Raw genomic sequence first — 19,450 nt, 5'->3', positions numbered from 1 at the left:
TCTACGCTATCTCTTCCGAAACACAGATAAATTGAACCGTGTCGCGCTGAGTGGCGTGGTTTCGATGTGGGGGGAACCCGGCTTTGCGCCGGGTTTGATCATTTGAGTCGCCCATTCGGCAAATTCACCTCCGGGCAGTTTGTCGCGCCCTTTTTGAACAACAAAGCGACCGTTGCAGACCTCTTTGTTTACTCTGAGCTGAATGGCCCACTTGGGGTGCTCATAAAGACCAGTGCTTTTGTCGATCTCAAAGCCGTTTGCTTCCGCTGTTGCAGTCGCGAGCTTCAAGTTCGGATAGGCGTTTTGGCAAACGCTCCCATAGAGTTTGCCTGCAATTTTGATGGAAGAGGTTTTTCCTTCAGGAGGTGCAGCAAAGGCTGAAGTGCCAACTGTGACGGCCGAAGCCGTAGCAAACATGAATAGGAGCTTCGCACAACGCATATCAGATCATCCCTTAACCGCTTTCACGATCTTCTCGGCACCGTCAGAGAGGTTGTCCGCGGCGATCACGTTCAGGCCGGAGGTGTTGATGATCTCCTTGCCTTGCTCCACGTTGGTGCCTTCAAGGCGCACAACCAGCGGAACTTCGAGGCCAACCTCTTTCACTGCGGCCACAACGCCCTCTGCGATGACGTCGCAGCGCATGATGCCGCCGAAGATGTTCACCAGGATGCCTTTGACGTTTTTGTCAGAGGTGATGATCTTGAACGCTTCGGTCACTTTCTCTTTGGTTGCACCGCCGCCTACGTCAAGGAAGTTGGCTGGCTCTGCGCCGTAGAGTTTGATGATGTCCATGGTGGCCATCGCGAGGCCCGCGCCGTTCACCATGCAGCCGATTTCACCATCCAGAGCGATGTAGTTCAGGTCGTACTTGGACGCCTCAAGCTCTTTTGGATCTTCTTCGGTTTCGTCGCGCAGCTCGGCCACGTCTGGGTGGCGGTACACGGCGTTGCCGTCAAAGCCGACTTTGGCGTCGAGCACTTTGAGCTTGCCGCCTGGCATGACGATCAGTGGGTTGATCTCCAGCTGCTCCATGTCTTTTTCCATGAAGGCTTTGTAGAGAATGCCCATCAGCTTCACGCATTCTTTGACCTGTGCGCCCTCAAGGCCCAGAGCAAAGGCAACGCGACGGCCGTGGTAAGCTTGGTAGCCGGTGGCTGGGTCAACGGAGAAGGAGAGGATTTTCTCAGGAGTTGCGGCCGCAACTTCTTCGATGTCCATGCCGCCTTCGGTGGAGCAAACGAAAGAAACGCGGGAAGTCTGGCGATCCACGAGCAGGGCCAGATACAGTTCGCGCTCGATGTCAGAACCATCTTCGATGTAGATGCGGTTGACCTGCTTGCCCGCTGGGCCGGTCTGGTGGGTCACAAGGGTGCGGCCCAGCATCTTTTTGGCTTCTTCGGCGGCTTCTTCAACCGACTTGGCAAGGCGGACACCGCCTTTTTCGCCTGCATCAGCTTCCTCAAAGGTGCCTTTGCCGCGGCCACCTGCGTGGATCTGTGCTTTTACAACCCAGAGCGGGCCGTCAAGTTCACCAGCGGCGGTTTTGGCATCTTCTGCTTTCAGAACAACGCGGCCTTCGGACACCGGAGCGCCGTAGGAGCGAAGCAGGGCTTTCGCCTGATATTCATGGATGTTCATAGAACTGGTCCCATCTTGCTGCGATTGGCGGCGTTTTGACACAGACCAAGGCGGTCGATAAGCAAATTCTGCGAAGAAGGTGGATTTTTCGTTATTTGTGATCACAGGTGGAAAAAGTGTGATCACAAATTGACGGCGAGCAATTCTGCCAAAAACAATTTTGTTAAATTGTCAGTGAAATAAGGGCGCTGGGGGTTTGAGTCGATGCGCGGGGTCCGTTATCGCAAACGGTCCCCGCGAGTGCTGACTAGGGGTGTGCGCCTGAAATGGCCTGAGTTTCGACGCAGAGGGATATCAGGTGAGGTCTTCTTCGAGAGCTGCCTCGGCGGATGGCCATGTGCCGTTGTAGGGCACTGTGTTGTTGGGGCCCGGGGTGATTGGCGCCTGTGTCTGTGGCCCGCTACGGATGTTGTAATCCGCGGTGTCGCCAGGTTGGTTGCGCAGGGCGGAGGACGTGCAGCCTGCAAGGGCGATCAGCGTACCCAGAGTAAGGCCTTTTGCGAGTGAGTTGGTCATTGTGTCTCCAAGTTTATGAATTCAAAAGAAATATGGCGCGGCTGGCACAGCGCCGTCGGAGATGAGTTAACCCGAACTCAGGCAAAAAGATCAATGATGTGTTGCGACGAGGCATAGAAAAAGGCCTGCGAAACATGTCGCAGGCCCTTCAATTGCTTGTCGTTTGGCTTATGCCAGAGAGCTGTCGATGCCTTTGCAGGCGTCCACGAGGCCCTTCACAGCGTTGACAGAGGTGTCAAACATCTCTTGCTCTTCTTTGTTGAGCTTGATGTTCACAACTTTCTCAACACCACCTGCGCCGATAACGGTTGGCACGCCAACATACATGTCTTTCACGCCGAGGTCGCCGTCACAATATGCGGCACATGGCAGAACGCGCTTCTGGTCTTTCAGATAGGCTTCAGCCATTTCGATGGCGGAGGCGGCTGGTGCGTAGAACGCGGAGCCAGTTTTCAGAAGGCCAACGATCTCTGCGCCACCGTCACGGGTGCGCTGTACCATTGCGTCCAGTTTCTCCTGCGTGGTCCAGCCCATCTCGATCAGGTCTGGCAGAGGAATACCTGCAACGGTGGAGTAGCGCACGGAAGGCACCATGGTGTCGCCGTGGCCGCCCAAAACGAAGGCGGTTACGTCGCGCATGGATACGTTGAATTCTTCTGCCAGGAAGTGGCGGAAGCGTGCGGAGTCCAGAACACCTGCCATGCCGCACACTTTGTGTGTTGGCAGACCGGAGAATTTCTGTAGCGCCCAAACCATCGCGTCCAGCGGGTTGGTGATGCAGATCACAAATGCGTCCGGTGCGTTGTCGCGGATGCCTTCGCCAACGGATTTCATCACTTTGAGGTTGATGCCCAGCAGGTCATCACGGCTCATGCCTGGCTTACGTGCCACACCTGCGGTCACGATGCAGACGTCTGCGCCGGCGATCGCGGAGTAGTCGGAGGTGCCGGACATCGCGGCGTCGATTTTCTCAACAGGGCCGGATTCTGCGATGTCGAGCGCCTTGCCCTGGGGCAGGCCGTCTGCGATGTCGAAAAGAACGACGTCGCCAAGTTCTTTGATTGCAGCGAGGTGGGCGAGGGTGCCGCCGATGTTGCCTGCGCCGATGAGGGCGATCTTAGGTCTGGCCATTGGATCTGTCTCCGGTCCGGTTAAATATCGCCGGTGGCTTAAGTCGAAAACGGCTTTGACGCAAGCCTTAGGCCAAGAGCTGTTAGGAAGTGTCGCAGGGTTAGGTCACCTGTTGCGGGGGTTCTGCCTATTGGTTTGGCATTGTCGTGCACGCTTGAATTGTGCGCAGCCGTAGGTCTAAGTTTGTGCCAAGACACAAAAAAATGCCGAGGAGAATTGGCAATGACGACAGTGATGAAAACCCTGATGGCGCTGAGTTTGGCAGCGCTAACGCTTTCTGCATGCGGTGGCGGCAATGCGAATACTACGACAACGGTGCAAACCGCGACTGTTGGCGAACAGCTCGCATCCCTTGAAGACGCCTATGCGCAAGGACTGCTGACAGACAAAGAATACAAGCAGCAGCGCAAGAAGATTTTGGACGGCGAGTAAGCTGCGCGCCTCGTGTCCCTGACATTTGGGCGCGGCGGTGATGCCTGATTCTGACGGAAAATCATGACTGATTCTCTTGCGTTTCTTGTTGTTGCGCCGCTCGCGGTCGTTTTTGCAGGGATTTCGAAGGCTGGATTTGGGTCAGGCGCAGCTTTTGCCAGCGCTGTTTTGCTTGCGCTGATTCTTCCGCCCGCGCAGGCCCTGGGGCTGATGCTGCCCCTATTGATGCTGATCGACCTTCTGACCTTGCGCCCCTATTGGCAGCGGTGGAGCTGGCCAGATGCCAAGGTTCTGATTTTAGGCGGTTTGCCGGGGGTTGCCCTTGGCGTAGCATTGTTCAAAGTGGCCAATGACGATGTGCTGCGCCTGCTTATCGGCGCGGTTTCTTTGGGGTTTGTGATTTGGCAACTTTGGCCGCGCAAAGCCGCGGCACGCCAACTGCCTGTTGGCGCGGGGTTGCTCGCAGGCGGGGTTGCTGGTTTCACCAGTTTTGTCAGCCATGCCGGTGGGCCACCAGCCGCCGTCTATCTGCTGTCTCGCGAATTGAGTAAGACGGGATATCAGGCCACATCGGTGCTGGTGTTTTGGGCGATCAATGTCGCGAAGTTTGTGCCCTATGCCTTCTTAGGCGTCTTCACCTATGAGACATTTCTGGCAGGCCTGCTGCTTGCGCCGTTTGCCTGCCTGGGAGCGTATCTCGGTGTGAAAGCGCATCACGCCGTTTCAGAAAAAGCCTTCTTCGTAGTGACTTATATTCTGTTGTCTGTGACTGGCGTGAAGCTTATTTTTGACGCGCTGACATAGGATGACACGTTAAGCGTCATCCCCTTTGGTCGGGAGCACTTCGGCAAGGGTTTCAAACGCTTGACCCGTGGCCATCAGGCAGGTTGCACCATTGGGCATGGTCATTGTGATGGTCCAGCTGCCGGAATCCTCAGAGGCAAAGATCTCAACCATTGCACCCTGCGCTCCGAGGCCTAGGGCCTGTCGGGATTCACCGTATTTGTCGGCCAAACGCTCAACCACTTTGTCGCGATCCGCGCAATTGCGCGCCGTCTGTGCCTCCGCCAGTGGGGCAGAGAGTGTGAGCAGGGAAAGACCGGTCGTCAGGGTCAGAAGCAGGGATTTCATATGGTTTCCTTTCAGGAAAATCTTGTCACGCAGCGGACGTTTTCCCGCCAATGCGCGCCATCTGTGTCTAGTTGCTTCGCCTCTTATTATTAGTGTTGCAGCCCTTTCTGTCTGCGTTCGCTCCTCCCCAGGAAGCGATAGAGTTAATCTGCATCCAAACTGGAAAACAAATGGTTAATGGTGTGGATCAAAAGTACTAACGGACCGTATCTGCTCATAAGACGGCGCGTCATTTCTGCGTTGCGGCAAAAAGGAGCTTGAAGTTTTCTGAGAAAAATGCCCCATTCTGCGCAACAAAATTACAGATGGAAATCGGAGAGCATCCATGGATCAGCGCGCGCGCCCTTATCGTTCGGTTCTGTACATTCCCGGGTCCAAGGACCGGGCGCTGGAAAAGGCGCGGGGCCTGCCGGTGGATGCCATCATCTTTGATCTTGAGGATGCCGTTGCTCCTGACGAGAAGGAAAACGCCCGGGCCACTTTGGCGGATGCGCTCTCCCAATGCGGGTATGGAAGCCGGATGCGGATTGTGCGGATCAATGGTCTCGATACCCAATGGGGAGAGGCTGACGCCAAGGCCGCCGCCGCAATGGATTGCGACGCAGTGCTGTTGCCCAAGGTGGAGAGCGCTGCGCAGTTGGATGCATTGGCGGCGCTGGTCGGTGACAAGCCGATTTGGGCGATGATGGAAACCCCACGTGGGATGCTGAATGCTGCAGAAATTGCAGCGCATCCGCAGCTCACCGGCTTTGTGATGGGCACAAATGATTTGGCAAAAGAGCTTCAGACCCGTTTCCGTGCTGACCGTTTGCCGATGATGGCAGGGCTTGGGCTGTGTCTGCTTGCGGCCAAGGCAGAAGGCATCGTGATCGTGGATGGCGTCTATAATGCCTTCAAAGACGCGGATGGCCTAAAAGCGGAATGTGATCAGGGCCGTGACATGGGCTTTGATGGCAAAACCTTGATCCACCCGGCGCAGGTGGATGTGGCCAACGCGGCATTTGCCCCATCAGAAGCAGAGATTGATCTGGCGAAGCGGCAGATCGCAGCCTTTGAAGAATGCGAAGCCAGTGGCCAAGGGGTGGCCGTGGTGGACGGCAAAATTGTCGAAAATCTGCACGTGGTCACCGCACGAGAGATTCTCGCAAAGGCGGATGCAATCGCCGCACTTGAGGGGTAACCTCTGCCCCAACAACCAACAATCCAGCGGAGAGCGAGATGACATTATTGGTTCTTGGGGTTTTGCTTTGGGCGGCGGCCCATTTTTTCAAGCGGGCGTTGCCGGGTGTGCGGGAGCCATTGGGTAACAAGGGGAAGGGCTTGGTTGCCCTGACACTGGCTATATCTATCGTGTTGATGGTGCTCGGCTACCGCGCGGCAGAGATTGAGGATGTGCTTTGGATTGCGCCAAGCTTTGTCTATCACATCAACAACTTGCTCGTGCTCATCGCGATTTTCCTGATGAGCCCAGCGCCTCGCAAGGGCAAGCTGTTTAACAACATGCGCCATCCGATGCTGATCGGTTTTTCGCTCTGGGCGGTGGCGCATATCTTGGTGAACGGCGATGCGCCGTCGGTCGTTTTGTTTGGCGGCTTGCTGGCTTGGGCGCTTGCGGAAATCGTTGTGCTCAACCGGGTTGAGGGCCCTTGGGAGCCGACCGAACGCGGCACCATCGCAAAGGATGGCATGTTCTTTGTCGCTTCTATAGTCCTGATGGGTGTGATCGGTGCCATTCATGGCATGATCGGACCATCGCCATTTGGAGGCTAAGAGCATGAAACTTTACCGTTTTCTATCAGAAGAAGACACATCGGCATTTTGTCACAAGGTGACGGATGCACTTAACAAGGGGTGGGAGCTTCATGGCTCTCCGACACAGACTTTCTGTCAGGCGACGGGCGTGATGCGTTGTGGCCAGGCGGTCGTGAAGGAAGTGGAAGGCACCTACACCCCGGAGACTAAACTGGGAGAACACTAAATGGCCAAGACCAATCCGGGCCGGTTTTTTGAAGACTATTCGCTGGGGCAGGTGATTGAACACGCTGTGCCACGCACTGTCGGGGCAGGGGAGCGCGCACTCTATCATGCGCTCTACCCAGCGCGTCATGCGCTTTATTCCAGCGATGAATTTGCGCGTGCCTCTGGCTTGCCGCAGTCGCCGCTGGACGATCTCGCGGCCTTCCACGTGGTTTTTGGAAAAACGGTTCCGGATGTGTCGCTGAATGCGGTGGCAAACCTTGGGTATGCCGAGGGGCGTTGGCTGAAGCCGGTTTATGCCGGCGATACTCTGCGCTCCACATCCGAAGTGATTGGTCTGAAGCAGAACTCCAACGGCAAGACCGGGGTGGTTTACGTGCGCACGCGCGGTATGAACCAGCGCGACGAGGTTGTCATGGAGTATGTGCGCTGGGTGATGGTGCGCAAGCGCGATGCAGATGCACCCGCGCCTGAAGCCGTGGTGCCGGAACTTTCCAAGGTGATCGATCCTGCGGACCTCGTGATCCCCGAAGGACTCGATTTCACCGGCTATGACTTCTCTCAGGCTGGAGAAAGCCATCGTTGGGGTGATTATGAAATCGGCGAGACCATTGACCACGTCGATGGCGTGACGCTGGAAGAAGCCGAACATATGATGGCGACGCGCCTCTGGCAGAACACCGCCAAGGTGCATTTTGACGCGACCTTCCGTCCCGATGGGCAGCGCCTGATTTATGGTGGCCACATCATTTCGCTGGCACGCGCGCTGAGCTTTAACGGGTTGGCCAACGCACAGATGATTGTGGGCCTGAACGGCGGCGCACATGCCAATCCGGCCTTCTCTGGTCTGACGGTCAAGGCTTGGTCTGAAGTGCTTGATAAGGCCGAAACTTCTGCACCCGGCGTTGGGGCAATTCGCCTGCGGCTGGTGGCCACAAAAGGTGGTGAGCCGTTTGCGCTGAAAGGCGAGGATGGCAAATACCTGCCTGAGGTTCTGCTTGATTTGGACTATTGGGCATTGATGCCGATGTAAGGAAACACGATGCCGCGCGCGATCTACCTGACCCATCCTGAAGTGAACATCGATCCGCATATTGCTGTGCCGGATTGGGGGCTGAGCAAAGTGGGACAGGCGCGCGTGGATGCGCTTGCGGCGCGCTGCATTAAAGGAGGTTGGCGCGTAGCCTCCAGCTCAGAGCGCAAGGCTTTGGAAGCCGCTTGGCCACTGGCCGCAAAATTTGGAGCAACGCCTATGGCCGTGCGAGAGGGGCTTCGGGAGAATGACCGTTCAAGCACAGGTTTTCTCACAGAGCAGGCGTTTCAGCGCGCGGCCAATGCGTTCTTTGGAGCGCCTGAGGTGTCCTTTGAAGGTTGGGAACGCGCTGTTGACGCACAAAAGAGGATTCTCAGTGAGGTGCGCGCGCTCCTGGCGGCTTTTCCCCCCGAAAATCTTCTCATCTGTGGGCATGGCGGTGTGGGCACCTTACTGTACTGCGCTCTCGCGAGGCGCAAGATCGACCGAAGGTGGGATCAAGCGGGCGGCGGTCATTGGTTCGCGTTTGATACACTCAGCATGGTGCCAGAAAATCACTGGCAGCCGATGGAGACCATGAGTTTCAATTAGCGCTCGACACCAAGGCGCACTGCCGCTCTAGTGCGCTTATGAAACGATATTTACTCCCCTTGGTAATCTGTGGTGCAGCCTCTGGTGCTCAAGCAGTAGTGCAGTTTGGCCATACATCCGAAGACACGCTTGCCTATGTTGAGGGCAATCTGCTCGGGATTTTTTATCATGAGCTTGGTCACGCTCTGATCGATATTCTGGGGTTGCCGATCTTTGGGCAGGAAGAAGACGCAGCGGATGTGTTGTCGATCTTTTTGATTGATGCGTTTTACGAGGAAGAGGCGGCTGTTCAGTTGGCCTATGATGCGGCTTTTGGCTTTTTGGGCGAGGCTGAAGCCAGTTCTGAAGTAGCATTCTGGGACGTGCATGGCCCGGATTTGCAGCGCTACTACAACACGGTGTGCTTGTTTTATGGGGCCAACCCGGAAGAGCGTGAGGATGTCGCGGAAGATCTCGGTCTTCCGGAAGAGCGGGCAGACTATTGCCCATCAGAATATGATCAGGCTGCTGCCAGCTGGGGGGGCGCATTGGACGAAGTTGCCCATGGTGGTGGAGGCGAGACGCTGGTGATGGGCGACGTTGTCGTCGAAACGGATGGTGCACAGCTCACCGAAGAAGTGATCCGGGCAGAAGTCACGGCGCTGAACGAAGAGTTCCGCCTGCCGGAGGCTTTGACGATTTCGGTTGTGCCCTGTGGTGAGGCAAATGCCTTCTACGATCCTGAGCGGATCGAGATCACCATGTGTACTGAGTTTGCGGACGCATTGGTGGAGATGGCGCCGGAGTTCTAAGCCCGCACACGCGGAGTTGATGACGCAGGCTGCCGGATCGCGCTAGGCTGCGGTTTATGCGGTTTTTGAGTGTCTTAGCAGCAGGACTCTTTTTTGCGCCAGCGATGGCGCGCGCCTGTGATCTCGCGCTTTTGCTGACGGTTGATGTGTCCGGGAGCATTGATGCCAAAGAATATAGTGTTCAAATGGATGGGCTGGCAGCGGCGTTGCGCGACGGGATTGTCGTAGAAGCACTGATAGACCAAAGAGCATCGGTTTCCCTCATGCAGTGGACCGGAGAAGGGCGACAGCATGTCAGTGTACCCTGGACCGAGGTTGCTTCCGCCGAGCAAGCTGAGGCTTTGGCCATCGCCGTGGAGGAAATGCCGCGTCAGTGGAGCCAATACTCTACAGCGATAGGGGATGCGCTACTGGCGTCCGCAGAATTAATCGAGACTGCGCCTAACTGTAAGCGCAAGGTGGTCGACGTCTCAGGAGACGGCATTTCCAATGAGGGTCCGCTGGTGGAGTATGGGCGTAAGCGGTTGGCTGGTCAGGGCGTAACAGTCAACGCCGTAGTGATCGAAACCGACGATACGGACCTGACCGGGTATTTCTGGGAAAATGTGATCACGGGACCTGGGGCTTTTGTTGTGACGGCTGCAGGTTTTGAAGAATACCCGCTGCGCATCCGCCAAAAGCTCATTCGGGAAGTCGCCAAACAAGTGGCAGAAGGTCCTGAAATGGGGCGTCCCTTGTCAGATCGAATGTGAGCGCCAACACGTAAGGGGCCTGTTAAGCAGTGGTGTGGTAACCCCTTGGGGTGAATAATTCCTGACAAAAAAACTTGAATTGCAAAATGTGATCACGAATAAAAACGTGTGATCACAAAATTAAAAAAATCCCTCAGATTGGGTCAAAAAACCGCGTGAATTAAGCTTTCGCCAAGGTGACACATCGCAAAAAACCGTTAGAAGACATCAAGGGAACCTGAAAGGATTCATTATGGCTGACGTGAAAAGGATTGAGCGCCCGCTCTCCCCACATTTGCAGATCTATCGCCCGCAGATGACCTCCGTGTCTTCGATCATGGTGCGTATCACCGGCATCGCCCTCATACCAATTGCGGCAATTGTTGTTTGGTGGCTTTTGGCGGCTGCAACCTCTGAAAGCGCATTTGCTTTCATCGATGGGTTGCTGCGCAGCTTTATCGGCGATGTGTTCCTGTTCCTCGCTTCCTGGGCAGTGTTTTACCATATGCTGGGGCGTCTGCGTCACGTGATCTGGGACTTCGGCTACTGCCTCGACATCGACACCGCTGTTACGCTTGGCAAAGGCATGTTCATTGGCGCCACTGTGTTGGCCATTCTCACCGCGCTGATCGTGTAAGGAGCTGAAAAGATGAATTTTCTGACTGACCGCAAACGCGCGCAAGGCACTGGCGCTTCAGGCAAGGGCACCGAGCACCACTGGCACATGATGATAAACTCATCGCTGCTGGTTGTTCTGGTTCCCCTGTTTGTGCTGACCTTTGGCATGGGTCTTGGCGGCACATACGAAGAGGTGCTGGCCTATTTCGGCAAGCCTTTCCCGGCCATCATCACCGCGCTGACCCTGATTGTGGGCGTCATCCACATCAAAAATGAAGCGCAGGACGCGATCGAAGATTACATGCACGGCGTCGCTGAGAAGCTGACCTACATCGCTGCTGGCGCTGTTTGCTACACCATTATCGCTGTGGGCCTGTTTGCCCTGATCAAACTCGCTCTTTAACGCTGTTGCGCCCGGCCTCGGCTGCGGCGCCAGCGCTCTTCCCGTGAACAGAACGCCCTGCATAGCGGCGGCAAGGATGAAAACCGATGACAGCAGCATACGAATACGAAACACATGAATATGACGTGGTCGTGGTGGGCGCCGGTGGCGCTGGTTTGCGCGCCACTCTTGGTATGGCCGAGCAGGGCCTGCGCACGGCCTGTGTGACCAAAGTCTTCCCGACCCGGTCTCACACTGTTGCCGCACAGGGCGGCATCGCGGCGTCCCTTTCCAACATGGGCCCTGATAACTGGCAGTGGCACATGTATGACACGGTCAAAGGCTCTGACTGGCTGGGCGACACCGACGCGATGGAATACCTCGCGCGTGAAGCCCCCAAGGCGGTTTATGAGCTGGAGCACTATGGTGTGCCGTTCTCCCGGACCGAAGAAGGTAAAATCTACCAGCGTCCGTTTGGTGGCCACACCACCGAATTTGGCGAAGGCCCCGCTGTGCAGCGGACCTGTGCCGCTGCGGACCGGACCGGTCACGCGATCCTGCACACGCTCTACGGTCAGTCGGTCAAAAACAACGCGGAATTCTACATCGAGTATTTCGCGATTGACCTGATCATGTCTGAGGACGGCCAGTGTCAGGGCGTTGTGTGCTGGAAGCTTGATGACGGTACCATGCATGTTTTCAATGCGAAGATGGTTGTGCTGGCGACGGGCGGTTATGGCCGTGCCTACTTCTCCGCAACTTCTGCGCACACCTGCACCGGCGATGGTGGCGGCATGGTGGCCCGCGCAGGTCTTGCGCTGCAGGATATGGAGTTTGTCCAATTCCACCCAACCGGCATTTATGGTTCCGGCTGCCTGATCACTGAGGGCGCACGTGGCGAAGGTGGTTACCTGACCAACTCCGAAGGTGAGCGCTTCATGGAGCGTTATGCTCCGCAGTATAAAGACCTTGCACCACGCGACTATGTTTCGCGCTCCATGACCATGGAGATCCGTGAAGGCCGCGGTGTGGGCGAGAATGGCGACCACATTCACCTCAACCTGAACCACCTGCCTGCCGAAGCGCTGGCGGAACGTCTGCCAGGTATCTCTGAATCTGCAAAGATTTTTGCGGGTGTGGATGTGACCAAAGAGCCGATCCCGGTTCTGCCAACCGTGCACTACAACATGGGCGGTATTCCGACCAACTATTGGGGCGAAGTGCTGAACCCAACCGCAGAAGATCCAACCGCGGTGGTCCCCGGCCTGATGGCTGTGGGTGAAGCGGGCTGTGCCTCAGTTCACGGTGCGAACCGTCTGGGCTCCAACTCTCTGATCGACCTTGTGGTGTTTGGCCGCGCTTCCGCAATCCGCGCCGGCAAGGTGGTGGATGCAGACGCTCCGAACCCAGTTCTGAACCAAGCGTCGGTGGATGCAGCATTCGCGCGCTTTGATGGTCTGCGCTACGCCAAAGGCGGCGCGCCGACTGCTGAGCTTCGCCTTGAAATGCAGCGCACCATGCAGGCGGATGCGGCGGTGTTCCGTACCGACAAGACGCTGAAAGAAGGCGTTGAGAAGATGACGGCGATTGCGGGCAAGATCGATGATCTGAACGTCACCGATACCTCGTTGGTCTGGAACAGCGATCTGATGGAAACGCTTGAGCTGACCAACCTGATGCCAAACGCACTGGCGACGATCCACGGTGCGGAAGCCCGTAAAGAAAGCCGCGGTGCGCACGCACATGAAGACTATTCTGAGCGTGATGACGCGAACTGGCGGGTCCACACGGTGAGCCGCGTAGAAGGCGATAAAGTTGAACTATCTTATCGCCCTGTGATTGTTGACCCGCTGACCAAAGAAGAGGAGGGTGGAATCGAACTTAAAAAGATTGCACCTAAAGCGAGAACCTTCTGATGAAACGAATTTGCACTGGCGTCATGATGGCAGCAATTGCCGCAACTCAAGTTATGGCGGACGAAACACTTGTTGTTCAACAAATTAGCCAGTGCATTGTCGATACAGGTTCCCAAGGTGCCTATAAGGTTACAGAGTTCGACAAGGTGCCAGTGGTCGTCGCAGATGCGGGTGGCACCGAACGCGGTGCGCGCAATGTGAATGACTGCCTCCAGGACAACTACAACGTCCAATATGACAATGGTGCATTTGGTGTTGCAGATGGCGACAAGGTGGCGAGTGGACCTGATGTCTGTCAGCAGGAACGTATTCAGGGCTTTGTCATCGGCACTGTTGTCATTGGAGCCATAAACGCATCTCTCGGCGGCAACTTTTTCGCAGGTGCCGCTCTTGGTAATGCGCTGACGTGGGGAACCATCCAGCGCGACTACCGTGAATGTGTGCGTCGTGAAGGCGGAGCAAAATATGCTGGTGTTGAATTCCATTCCGGCTGCTCTCGTCATTCCGATGTGTTGCACGGTGGGGCTCAATACTGCCGCTAAGGAGCGGAAACGTGGCCGTTTAGGCCAGGTGATCAGAAACAACCGAATGCTCCGCGCATGTGTGAATGCGGCATCAGAGTGTTTGAACAGGAACGAAGGTAAGCGCAGTTTGCGCGCCCACGTGTAGGAAGGAAAGACGATGGTCGAATTTGCCCTCCCCAAGAACTCCCGGATTATGACCGGCAAAACCTGGCCAAAGCCGGAAGGCGCTACGAATGTGCGCAAGTTCCAGATCTACCGCTGGAATCCGGATGACGGCAAAAACCCTCAGGTGGATACCTATTTCCTGGACATGGACAAATGTGGTCCGATGGTTCTGGATGCGCTGATCAAGATCAAGAACGAGATTGACCCAACCCTGACCTTCCGTCGCTCTTGCCGTGAAGGCATCTGTGGATCCTGTGCGATGAACATCGACGGGATCAACACGCTGGCCTGTATCTATGGTCTGGACGAGATCAAGGGCGATGTGAAGATCTACCCGCTGCCGCATATGCCGGTGGTGAAAGACCTGATCCCGGATCTGACCCATTTCTATGCGCAGCACGCGTCGATCATGCCGTGGCTGGAAACCAAGACCAACCGTCCGGCAAAAGAGTGGCGTCAGTCGATCGAGGACCGCAAAAAACTCGACGGTCTGTATGAATGTGTGATGTGTGCATCCTGCTCCACTTCCTGCCCAAGCTACTGGTGGAACGGCGATAAATATCTCGGCCCAGCAGCACTGTTGCACGCCTATCGCTGGATCATTGACAGCCGCGATGAGGCGACAGGCGAGCGTCTGGATGAGCTGGAAGATCCGTTCAAGCTCTACCGCTGCCACACCATCATGAACTGTGCAAAGACGTGCCCGAAGGGTCTGAACCCGGCGAAGGCCATTGCAGAGATCAAGAAGATGCTGGTGGAGCGCCACGTCTGATTTCAGACACATGCGACTTTGACGAGGGCCCGTTTCGGGCCCTCTTCTTTTGTTTGTTGGGACGTTGCCTCTGCGCAGATTGCATGGCGCCTTTGCCATTTGAGCAGTTCTTTGACTTTGTTGGCTTAGCTATATGAAGGAGCAGGGAAGGAGGTCAGATGTGAATACGGAGACTGCCCATGTCCGCCCCAGAGACAAACACCCCAGAAGATTTTGCAGCGCGCGCCCTGGAGGTGCTGGAGCAAGCCTACGCATATTACTCCGAGCCGCCACGCCGCCCGGTTTTGGTGCAGGACAGCGATGAAGAAACCTACTTCGAGTATGTGAAAGCAGCCTAAGCCTGCACATTGAAGCTTGTTGAAAGCGCCTCCTGGTTGGGGCGCTTTTTGCGTTTCTCCCTCAGGGCTTGATGGCCTTATGTTTACGTAAGGTCGGTCTTGGTCCTTGGCTGGCCGCTGGCTAGCCTTTGCCAAAGGGGAGGAAGCACAATGACCGATGTGATCATCGTAGGCGGCGGGCTGGCTGGGATCGTAGCGGCGCGTGAAGCTGCGCTGCGGGGGCGAAAGGTTCTTTTGCTGGATCAGGAGGGAGAGCAGAGCCTAGGAGGGCAGGCTTTCTGGAGCCTTGGCGGCCTCTTCATGATCGATACTCCCGAGCAGCGGCGCATGGGGGTCAAGGACAGCGCAGAGCTGGCCTACAATGATTGGATGGGGTCAGCGCAGTTTGACCGTCCTGAAGATGCCAACCCCCGCAAGGTGGCCGAGGCTTATCTCTCGTTTGCAGGCGGGGAGATGCGCAGTTGGCTCCACAGCATTGGAACGCGGTGGTTTCCTGTGGTTGGCTGGGCCGAGCGCGGCGGGGCTATGGCGCATGGTCACGGCAATTCCGTACCGCGGTTTCACATCACGTGGGGGACCGGCCCGGGCGTTGTTGCGCCGTTTGAGCGTGATGTGCGCAATCTGTCAGCAGAGGGTAAGATTGAACTGCTCTTTCGCCGAAAGGTAACTGATCTCATTGTGGAAAATGGCACGGTTAAAGGCGTGCGCGGCGAAGTTCTCGCCGACGACGATGCAGAGCGCGGCCGCTCTACCACCCGTGACGTCGTGTCAGATTTTGAACTGCACGCTTCGGCTGTGGTTCTTACCACCGGTGGGATTGGTGGCGACCACGATATGGTGCGGCGCTATTGGCCTGAGGACCGGTTGGGCAAGCCTCCTAAGCGTATGGTGGCCGGGGTGCCGGACTATGTCGATGGGCAGATGCAGCGCGTGGCAGAGACAGCGGGTGCGGCGATCATCAATGGGGATCGGATGTGGCACTACACTGAGGGGCTGGCAAATTGGGATCCGATCTGGCCAAACCATGGAATTCGGGTGCTGCCGGGGCCCAGTTCCATGTGGTTTGACGCCTTGGGCACCCGTATGGAAGCGCCTTATCTGCCGGGGTTTGACAGCCTTGGCACCCTCAAGCGCATTCTCTCCACGGGGCATGAGCACAGCTGGTTTATCCTCACGCAGAAGATCATCGAAAAAGAGTTCGCGCTGTCGGGTTCTGAACAAAACCCGGATCTGACATCCGGTAAGTTTATCGAAGTGCTCAAGGGGCGGTTGATGTCCAAGGGGGCGCCAGCTCCGATTGAAGCGTTCAAGCGTCATGGAGAAGACTTTGTGGTCGCTGATGACCTGGAAGCGCTGGTGGCGGGAATGAACGCGCTCACGCCCGAAGTTCCTGTCAACCTTGATAAAATCCGGGATCAGATTGTTGCACGGGATGCGCAAATCGAGAACCCGTTCAGCAAGGATGCGCAGATCACAGCGATCCGGGGAGCACGGGCTTTTCGCGGGGACCGGCTGATCCGCACGGCGAAACCGCACCGTATTCTCGACCCGGCCAATGGCCCATTGATCGCCGTGCGGCTAAATATCCTTACGCGAAAATCTCTCGGAGGACTGCATACGGATGAAACCGCGCAGGTTCTGAAGCCCGATGGGAGCGCCTTTGAGGGGCTGTTCGCGGCGGGAGAAGTGGCTGGCTTTGGCGGTGGCGGCTATCATGGTTACAATGCGCTGGAAGGTACTTTCTTGGGCGGATGTATATTCTCTGGGCGTGCAGCGGGGCGAGCGGTTTAGCGTTAGGCCTGTGTGATCTGCCATGCTAGGCTCCCGTTATTTTAATGAGTTACGGGAGGAAATGGTATGAAACACTCGATCGCTGCGGCGCTGATAGCCTTTGGTTCTCAGGTACTTGCGGGGGGTGCGCCATCGCCTGAAGGGGCGGAAGTTTATTTCATCAATATTGAAGATGGCGCCTCGGTGCAGTCTCCGTTTGTGGTGCAGTTTGGCTTGTCCGGCATGGGGGTTGCACCTGCGGGGACGGAAGCGGAGAACACCGGACACCACCATATTTTCATCAATCGCCCGCCTTTGGGAGAGGGGGCTGAAGATGCGGATCTGCTTGAAAACGGTGTGCCGACAGATGACAATCACCGCCATTTCGGGGGCGGGCAAACCGAAGTGAGTTTGGACCTTCCGCCGGGCACACATACGCTGCAGCTCGTGCTGGGAGACGAGTTCCATGTGCCCCATACGCCGCCTGTGGTATCAGAGGTCATTTCGATTACTGTGAACTAACTCCGGCGTGCGTTGCGGATAGCCATTGCAACGCGTTAACAATTGGGGGCAGGATTGCGCCATGACTGAGACGATCCTGCCCCCCGCCGATGCCGAAGACCGCCGCGCCATCAAGCCGGTGATCTGTTATCCAAACACCACTTTGCCGACCCCGCCGATGGCGCTTTATGAGGCCGCCAGATCCGGCGCTGTGAAGGTCGATGAGGTGCTGATCCCGGCGCGGGATGCGCGGTGTTTTGAGGTGCCTGCAGGGCATTTCTTTCGCATCACCTCTGTCGAAGGCCCGCAGGTGGGTGATCTCAATCTGTGGAACCTCAATGATTTGAGTGAACGGTTTTTCTCTGGAAAAACAAGAGCTTTGCACGGTACTCACATCACGACGGGTGAACGCATGTGGTCAAGCCTGCCAAGCCTGCGCCCCATGGCGACGATCGTGAGTGATACACTTGGCTGGTACGGGATCGACGCCTACGGTGGCTCCGTCCATGACGTGATTGGCACGCGCTGTGACCCATACACCGGCAATTTGCTGAGTGGCGATCAATATCACTATTGCTGTCATTCAAATCTGGCCCGCGCCCTGGCGGCGCATCAGGGGATCAGCCTTGAGGAGGCGGAGCCTCATGTGCACGACGTTCTTAACGTTTTTATGTGCACAGGGTTCACGCGCGATACCGGGCAGTACTTTATGAAAGCCAGCCCCGTGCGGCCGGGGGACTATCTGGAAGCCTTCGCGGAAATCGATTTGCTGGGGGCGCTGAGCGCCTGCCCAGGGGGCGATTGCTCGGCAGAGCACAGCAGTGATGTGGCGGCCTGCCACCCGCTTCTGGTGGAGGTCTTTGCGCCCCAACAAGACGCGCTGGAAGGGTGGGAAAGCCCGACCAAAAATGGCTATGACCGCAGCCATGGGCTGTCGCGTTAACCATAAAATTTTACGTCTGTATTGCGTCGGTATCCCAACGGTATTGCGGAGGTGCAAATTTGCGCTTCCGCAAAAAAGTAAACGCTGCGCGCGGGTGGTGCGGCTTTAATGGATCGTATCACCAGCGCGCGGTGTTGCTTAGGAGGGGAGATTTGGCATCGTAGGCGCGTTTCTAGGGTGTCGAGCGAGCAGGGGCTTACGGCTAGAAGTGCAGTGGGGCGGGCTGGTTCGATCGGCTAGCCGGACACCTTGCCGCGAATGTTGGAAGTGAACCCGATTTGACCGATGCCGCGCTCCGCTCCAACGACAGCAATGCGCAGGGAAGCGGACTTCGTAAAGTTGGACATAGGCAGTAACAACGCGGAAAGAACGGCCACTCGACCCTTGGAAAGGAATGACCGCAGTCAACGCAGAAGCGGACGCCTGCAACTAGGTGAGAGTGTTCGATTGTCGAGTTTTGCCTCGCAGATCAGGAACTATCAGGGTGCGTAGTGAATTTACTGTTATTCACTACAGGTATATGTTCGAGTACGGAAACCAAACTCTGTTATCTCCAAAATGGCAGTAACTACTGATGTAACGCTGAAGGTCAGCGCTAAAATGAAAGCTGCTAACCAGCCAAGCGAGAACAGAGGTTTCTTCTCAAGGTTTAGCGCGAATTGCATGAACCGTAGTATGCCACCGGTACGGGCTAAGAGGCGAACCAGTAGGGAAGAAAAAAAAGTTACCCAAATCCATATACTGGAAATCATTGCTGTAAGGACCATTCCCGGAAATACGTAGTTGTAACTGTTGGGAAAATAAGTCGCATGCGGCGCCAGAATCGCATCGATGAGTTCATAGACACTCGCCAGCGCGTATGAGAACTTTTCCTCTGGAGTTTCCGCCCAAACCTCTTCGACAGTGAAGAAAACGAGACTTGTCCAAACAATAACTAAGAATGCCAAAAAGAAAGCTAGCGAGCAAAAAGCATCGCTGAGCATAACCTTCGGCAATGAGTCCGGTTTTCTTGTTGCCCACTGAAGATGCAAGCGGGTGATCCAAAGAGAGATAAAATCAGCCAGAGGATTAAAAATGAGGAAAAATGCCAGAGCAGGCCAGTAGCTCACCAATCCCACAAAGAACGTTTCGACTGTAAGCGGTGGTTTTTGTTGAAATAACGTCGACTGCGCATCAAAGCCATCGGGGCAAGGCCCAGCTTCCACTATTATTTCTGTTCCTGGTGGTGAGCCGCAAAGCCCAGTATCTAGCGAAAGCGCAAGTCCAAGCGAAAACAGTGACAAGAGCACAAGCGAGTAAGCGAACGAAACAGTTGCGCATCGCCAACTAAGTTGTTTGGCGCCGAAAATCGAAACGAATAGTTCAATGACCGTTCTGGCAACCGGCGAAGATTTGGAAGGGGGGGAAATTGCCCGAATCCAGTTAGATAACTCAAGGCGCGCTTCCTCAGAAATTGCGTCATCAGCCTTCCAGAACACGCCCAATAATAGTACTAGAGTAGCCGGAACACCAAGAAAGCTAAGAAGTTCGTCCATCAGTGGCTTTGG

At 56.0% G+C, this 19,450-nt stretch carries 24 protein-coding genes; 18 read left to right on the top strand and 6 right to left on the bottom strand.

The window, feature by feature from the left end; translation table 11 throughout:
- Window positions 1–6 precede the first annotated feature (6 nt).
- From J7399_RS02985 to mdh, 4 genes are all read right to left on the bottom strand, one after another.
- The gene (locus J7399_RS02985; protein WP_209084061.1) at window positions 7–441 is read right to left on the bottom strand and encodes a hypothetical protein; all 435 of its coding nucleotides are present in this window, start codon (window positions 439–441) and stop codon (window positions 7–9) included.
- 6 nt (window positions 442–447) lie between these two features.
- A complete protein-coding gene (gene sucC, locus J7399_RS02980) occupies window positions 448–1,641 on the bottom strand; it encodes an ADP-forming succinate--CoA ligase subunit beta (RefSeq protein ID WP_209061479.1) in 1,194 nt (397 codons plus the stop codon).
- 294 nt (window positions 1,642–1,935) lie between these two features.
- Window positions 1,936–2,157: a hypothetical protein gene (locus tag J7399_RS02975; protein WP_209084059.1), complete on the bottom strand. Its 222-nt coding sequence runs from the start codon at window positions 2,155–2,157 to the stop codon at window positions 1,936–1,938.
- A 168-nt stretch (window positions 2,158–2,325) separates the two neighbouring features.
- A complete protein-coding gene (gene mdh / locus J7399_RS02970; protein ID WP_058241421.1) occupies window positions 2,326–3,288 on the bottom strand; it encodes a malate dehydrogenase in 963 nt (320 codons plus the stop codon).
- A gap of 222 nt (window positions 3,289–3,510) precedes the next feature.
- On the opposite strand from mdh, the gene J7399_RS02965 reads away from it, so the two are divergent.
- Entirely contained in the window at window positions 3,511–3,720 is a 210-nt protein-coding gene (locus tag J7399_RS02965; RefSeq protein WP_209077804.1) for an SHOCT domain-containing protein, read from the top strand.
- Between the two features lie 63 nt (window positions 3,721–3,783).
- Complete coding sequence (locus J7399_RS02960) at window positions 3,784–4,524, top strand: sulfite exporter TauE/SafE family protein (protein WP_209084057.1); 741 nt, start codon at window positions 3,784–3,786, stop codon at window positions 4,522–4,524.
- Window positions 4,525–4,533: 9 nt separating this feature from the next.
- Here J7399_RS02960 and J7399_RS02955 read toward each other — a convergent pair whose 3' ends face one another.
- Complete coding sequence (locus J7399_RS02955) at window positions 4,534–4,851, bottom strand: hypothetical protein (RefSeq protein WP_209061470.1); 318 nt, start codon at window positions 4,849–4,851, stop codon at window positions 4,534–4,536.
- Between the two features lie 325 nt (window positions 4,852–5,176).
- On the opposite strand from J7399_RS02955, the gene J7399_RS02950 reads away from it, so the two are divergent.
- The 16 genes from J7399_RS02950 (at window position 5,177) to J7399_RS02875 (ending at window position 17,903) form a co-directional block, all read left to right on the top strand.
- On the top strand, window positions 5,177–6,031 hold the full coding sequence (locus J7399_RS02950) for a CoA ester lyase (protein WP_209084055.1): 855 nt from the start codon (window positions 5,177–5,179) through the stop codon (window positions 6,029–6,031).
- A gap of 38 nt (window positions 6,032–6,069) precedes the next feature.
- Complete coding sequence (locus tag J7399_RS02945; RefSeq protein ID WP_209084053.1) at window positions 6,070–6,621, top strand: NnrU family protein; 552 nt, start codon at window positions 6,070–6,072, stop codon at window positions 6,619–6,621.
- 4 nt (window positions 6,622–6,625) lie between these two features.
- A complete protein-coding gene (locus J7399_RS02940; RefSeq protein ID WP_209061465.1) occupies window positions 6,626–6,829 on the top strand; it encodes a DUF1737 domain-containing protein in 204 nt (67 codons plus the stop codon).
- On the top strand, window positions 6,830–7,861 hold the full coding sequence (locus tag J7399_RS02935; RefSeq protein WP_209084052.1) for a MaoC family dehydratase: 1,032 nt from the start codon (window positions 6,830–6,832) through the stop codon (window positions 7,859–7,861).
- Window positions 7,862–7,870: 9 nt separating this feature from the next.
- A complete protein-coding gene (locus tag J7399_RS02930) occupies window positions 7,871–8,452 on the top strand; it encodes a histidine phosphatase family protein (RefSeq protein WP_209084050.1) in 582 nt (193 codons plus the stop codon).
- 38 nt (window positions 8,453–8,490) lie between these two features.
- Window positions 8,491–9,243: a DUF4344 domain-containing metallopeptidase gene (locus J7399_RS02925; RefSeq protein WP_209084048.1), complete on the top strand. Its 753-nt coding sequence runs from the start codon at window positions 8,491–8,493 to the stop codon at window positions 9,241–9,243.
- Between the two features lie 56 nt (window positions 9,244–9,299).
- Window positions 9,300–9,995 (top strand): DUF1194 domain-containing protein, encoded by a 696-nt coding sequence (locus J7399_RS02920; RefSeq protein WP_209084046.1) that lies wholly within the window; start codon window positions 9,300–9,302, stop codon window positions 9,993–9,995.
- 232 nt (window positions 9,996–10,227) lie between these two features.
- Window positions 10,228–10,611, top strand: a complete 384-nt coding sequence (gene sdhC, locus J7399_RS02915) for a succinate dehydrogenase, cytochrome b556 subunit (RefSeq protein WP_209061454.1) — start codon at window positions 10,228–10,230, stop codon at window positions 10,609–10,611.
- A gap of 12 nt (window positions 10,612–10,623) precedes the next feature.
- Window positions 10,624–10,995 (top strand): succinate dehydrogenase, hydrophobic membrane anchor protein, encoded by a 372-nt coding sequence (sdhD, locus tag J7399_RS02910; RefSeq protein ID WP_209084044.1) that lies wholly within the window; start codon window positions 10,624–10,626, stop codon window positions 10,993–10,995.
- An 86-nt stretch (window positions 10,996–11,081) separates the two neighbouring features.
- The gene (sdhA, locus tag J7399_RS02905) at window positions 11,082–12,890 is read left to right on the top strand and encodes a succinate dehydrogenase flavoprotein subunit (protein WP_209077813.1); all 1,809 of its coding nucleotides are present in this window, start codon (window positions 11,082–11,084) and stop codon (window positions 12,888–12,890) included.
- Window positions 12,890–13,432 (top strand): hypothetical protein, encoded by a 543-nt coding sequence (locus tag J7399_RS02900; protein ID WP_209061448.1) that lies wholly within the window; start codon window positions 12,890–12,892, stop codon window positions 13,430–13,432. Before sdhA ends, J7399_RS02900 begins: the two co-directional genes overlap by 1 nt.
- A gap of 139 nt (window positions 13,433–13,571) precedes the next feature.
- The gene (locus tag J7399_RS02895) at window positions 13,572–14,351 is read left to right on the top strand and encodes a succinate dehydrogenase iron-sulfur subunit (RefSeq protein WP_209061446.1); all 780 of its coding nucleotides are present in this window, start codon (window positions 13,572–13,574) and stop codon (window positions 14,349–14,351) included.
- 179 nt (window positions 14,352–14,530) lie between these two features.
- Entirely contained in the window at window positions 14,531–14,689 is a 159-nt protein-coding gene (locus tag J7399_RS02890; protein ID WP_209084042.1) for a hypothetical protein, read from the top strand.
- A 150-nt stretch (window positions 14,690–14,839) separates the two neighbouring features.
- Window positions 14,840–16,480, top strand: a complete 1,641-nt coding sequence (locus tag J7399_RS02885) for an FAD-binding dehydrogenase (RefSeq protein ID WP_209084040.1) — start codon at window positions 14,840–14,842, stop codon at window positions 16,478–16,480.
- 66 nt (window positions 16,481–16,546) lie between these two features.
- Entirely contained in the window at window positions 16,547–16,981 is a 435-nt protein-coding gene (locus tag J7399_RS02880) for a DUF4399 domain-containing protein (RefSeq protein WP_209084038.1), read from the top strand.
- A gap of 61 nt (window positions 16,982–17,042) precedes the next feature.
- A complete protein-coding gene (locus J7399_RS02875; RefSeq protein ID WP_209084036.1) occupies window positions 17,043–17,903 on the top strand; it encodes a DUF1989 domain-containing protein in 861 nt (286 codons plus the stop codon).
- Between the two features lie 503 nt (window positions 17,904–18,406).
- Here the strand turns inward: J7399_RS02875 and J7399_RS02870 are convergent.
- Window positions 18,407–19,438 (bottom strand): hypothetical protein, encoded by a 1,032-nt coding sequence (locus tag J7399_RS02870; protein ID WP_209084034.1) that lies wholly within the window; start codon window positions 19,436–19,438, stop codon window positions 18,407–18,409.
- Between the last annotated feature and the right edge of the window lie 12 nt (window positions 19,439–19,450).

Origin of the sequence: Shimia sp. R9_1 (assembly GCF_017743775.1) — a bacterium.
Classification (GTDB): Bacteria; Pseudomonadota; Alphaproteobacteria; order Rhodobacterales; family Rhodobacteraceae; genus Shimia.
This window is presented reverse-complemented; position numbering and strand designations above follow the sequence as displayed.